The sequence below is a fragment of the Gaiella sp. genome (assembly GCF_035558935.1).
In the GTDB taxonomy this organism is placed as follows: domain Bacteria; phylum Actinomycetota; class Thermoleophilia; order Gaiellales; family Gaiellaceae; genus Gaiella.
In genome coordinates this window covers 1-3,044 of the sequence record NZ_DATMBZ010000083.1, presented here as the reverse complement: position 1 = coordinate 3,044, position 3,044 = coordinate 1, and the positions used below count along the sequence as shown (strand labels likewise).

Sequence of the window (3,044 nt, the reverse complement as noted above, 5' to 3'; positions counted from 1 at the left end):
AGTAGAGGCCGAAGTCGAACAGCGATCCCGACATCGGCCGGCGGTCGACCTCGAAGTGCCGCTCCTCGAGGTGCCACCCCCGCGGCCGGACGAAGAGCACCGCGACCTCGTCGTTCAGGTTGTAGCGCTTCTCGCCGGTGTCGAGCTCGATCGTCCGGTCGAGCGCCTCGGTCAGGTTGCGCTGGCCCTGGATGCAGTTCTCCCACGTGGGCGAGTTCGCGTCCTCGAAGTCGGCCATGAAGACCTTGGCGCCCGAGTTGAGCGCGTTGATCACCATCTTGCGGTCGACCGGCCCGGTGATCTCGACGCGGCGATCGGCGATCTCGTCGGGGAACGGCGCGATCCGCCAGTCGCCCGCGCGCACGTCGGCCGTCTCGGGCAGGAAGTCGGGTAGCTCGCCCGCGGCGAGCCGCTCGAGGCGCTCTGCCCGCCGCGCGAGCAGCTCGTGCCGCCGCTCCCCGAATTCGCGCTCGAGGTCCGTCAGGAACGAGACGGCGTCGGGCGTGAGGACGTCGTCGGTGCGCACCGCGTGATCTTCTCAGAACCCGGTCGAGCGGCGACGCGCGCTACTCGTTCTCGTGGTCGCGCTCGCATGGCTCGGGGCACGTGCAGGGCGCAATCTCCGCGCGCGTCACGACGGGGGTGCGAGGCACGCGCGGGGACGGCGTCTTCCATTCCGTCGGCTTGACGGGCTTCTCGCGGATCAGCGACAGCGGCGGCGACGCCGACGCCTTCAGGGATGTGCCCCGCCGGAGGCGGGGATCGAGCGGCGGGAATCCGCTCGCCGGACTCCCGCTTCGCGAGCGGATGATTCGCGTCATGCTGCGCTCCTCTCTGCCTGGAACTGCTGCTCCTCGGTCGATCCGCTCAGGGCGAGGGTCGAGGACGATCCGCCCGAGACGGCCTGCATCACCTGGTCGAAGTAGCCGGCGCCGACCTCGCGCTGGTGTCGCGTGGCGGTGTAGCCCCCGTCCTCGAGCGCGAACTCCCGCTCCTGCAACGCGACATACGCCGTCATGGAGTCGTCGCGGTAGCCGCTCGCGAGCTCGAACATCGAGAGGTTGAGCGCGTGGAACCCGGCCAGGGTGATGAACTGGAAGCGGTAGCCGATGCTTGCGAGGTCGCGCTGGAAGGAAGCGATCTGCGCGTCGGACAGGTGGCGGCGCCAGTTGAACGACGGCGAGCAGTTGTACGCGAGCAGCTTGCCGGGGTGCCGCTCCCGTATCGCGGCGGCGAACTGCGCGGCCTCGCCCATGTCCGGCGTCGACGTCTCGCACCAGATGAGGTCGGCGTACGGGGCGTACGCGAGACCACGCGCGATAGCGGCCTCGATCCCGTCGCGCACGTGGAAGAAGCCCTCCGCCGTGCGCTCGCCGGTGCACAGCTCACGGTCCGCCTCGTCGACGTCGCTCGTCAGGAGCGTCGCCGACAGCGCGTCGGTGCGCGCGACGATCAGGCTCGGGACGTCGAGGACGTCCGCGGCGAGCCGCGCAGCAACGAGCGTCCGGACGAACTGGCTCGTCGGCACGAGCACCTTGCCGCCGAGGTGGCCGCACTTCTTCTCCGAGGAGAGCTGGTCCTCGAAGTGCACCGCCGCGGCGCCCGCCTCGATGTACGCCTTCATGAGCTCGAAGGCATTGAGCGGCCCCCCGAAGCCCGCCTCGGCGTCGGCCACGATGGGCGCGAGCCAGTGCGTCCCGTCGTCGCCCTCGGCGTGCGAGATCTGATCGGCTCGGAGGAGCGCATTGTTGATGCGCCGCGCGAGTGCGGGGCCCGAGTTCGCCGGATACAGGCTCTGGTCGGGATACGTGCCACCTACGAGGTTCGCGTCCGCCGCGACCTGCCAGCCCGAGAGGTAGATCGCCTCGAGGCCGGCCTTCACCATCTGCACGGCCTGTCCGCCCGTCATCGCGCCGAGGGCCGGGACCCACTCGCGCTCTGCGAGCAGGTAGCGGAGCCGCTCGGCGCCGAGCCGCGCGAGCGTGTGCTCCACGCGCACCGAGCCGCGCAGGCGCTCGACGTCGGCGGAGGTGTACGGGCGGTGGACGAGATCGGCGGTCATCATGCTCCTTCTGGATCCAATTACGCGTCAAACTGGATCCTAAACAGCAGAGTAGGATCGCGCAAGCACCGATTTTGACCACTTTCGGATCCAAGAACGAGGAACTGGATGCATCTGGCACACTGGTGCCGTGCCGACGCTGTCCACGAAGGCGGACGACATCGCCCGCGTGATCGAGGACGAGATCGTCTCCGGCGTCATCCCGCCGGGCACGGTGCTGCGCCAGGAGACGCTCTCCGAGCGATTCGAGGTCAGTCGCACACCGGTGCGCGAGGCGTTGCGTCGGCTCGCCGCCCTCGGCCTCGTCTCCTTCGAGCCGAACCGCGGCGTGAGGGTGCGCTCGATCTCGGCGCACGAGCTCCGCGAGGCGTTCCTCGTGCGGGCCGAGCTCGAGGCGCTGGCGACGGAGGTCGCGACGCCCAAGATGACGCCCGACGACCTCGCGGAGATGGATCGGATCGAGCGCCGCTTCGGCGAGCTGACCCTCGAGTTGCGCGACCAGGCGCGAAGCGGCGCACCGCGCGACGCATCGCTCTTCGTCGAGTGGATGCAGGCGAACTACGCCTTCCACGACGTCGTCTACCGGGTCGCAGACCTCCCGCTCGTCGAGCGGATCGCGAAGAGCGCACGCCGGACGTTCATCGGCGACCGCGCGTGGCAGGCGCGCGCCGAGCTCGACGAGCTCTACGCGAAGAACGACCTCCAGCACCGCGCGATCCGCGAGGCGATCGGCGCCGGCAGCGCGCAGGCTGCCCGCGTTCTCGCGCGCGAGCACGTGCTCTCGTCGAACCGCCTCATCGAGGTCGTCCTCGAGACCCTCGGCGCCGCCGGCCGCGAGCCGGGTTGGGGGGCCTAGAACGTGCCGAAGCGCTCGTAGGCCTCGAGCGGCGACATCCCGTCGCGCACGGCATCTCTGATCGCGTTCTCCGTCCCGACCTTGGTCTCGGCCGCGACGAGCACCTCCGCCGCAAGCGCCCCCGGC

Annotated in this window: 2 protein-coding genes and 1 pseudogene; 1 reads left to right on the top strand and 2 read right to left on the bottom strand. The window is 70.1% G+C overall.

Features of this window, described 5'->3' with window-relative positions; all coding sequences use genetic code 11:
* Both VNM44_RS08250 and aceA read right to left on the bottom strand, forming a co-directional pair.
* Window positions 1-526 (bottom strand): annotated as a pseudogene (locus VNM44_RS08250) (malate synthase A); the annotation flags it as partial.
* Between the two features lie 291 nt (window positions 527-817).
* Window positions 818-2,062: an isocitrate lyase gene (gene aceA / locus VNM44_RS08245; RefSeq protein ID WP_325624875.1), complete on the bottom strand. Its 1,245-nt coding sequence runs from the start codon at window positions 2,060-2,062 to the stop codon at window positions 818-820.
* A 130-nt stretch (window positions 2,063-2,192) separates the two neighbouring features.
* On the opposite strand from aceA, the gene VNM44_RS08240 reads away from it, so the two are divergent.
* Complete coding sequence (locus tag VNM44_RS08240; protein ID WP_325624873.1) at window positions 2,193-2,918, top strand: GntR family transcriptional regulator; 726 nt, start codon at window positions 2,193-2,195, stop codon at window positions 2,916-2,918.
* The last annotated feature ends 126 nt before the right edge of the window (window positions 2,919-3,044 follow it).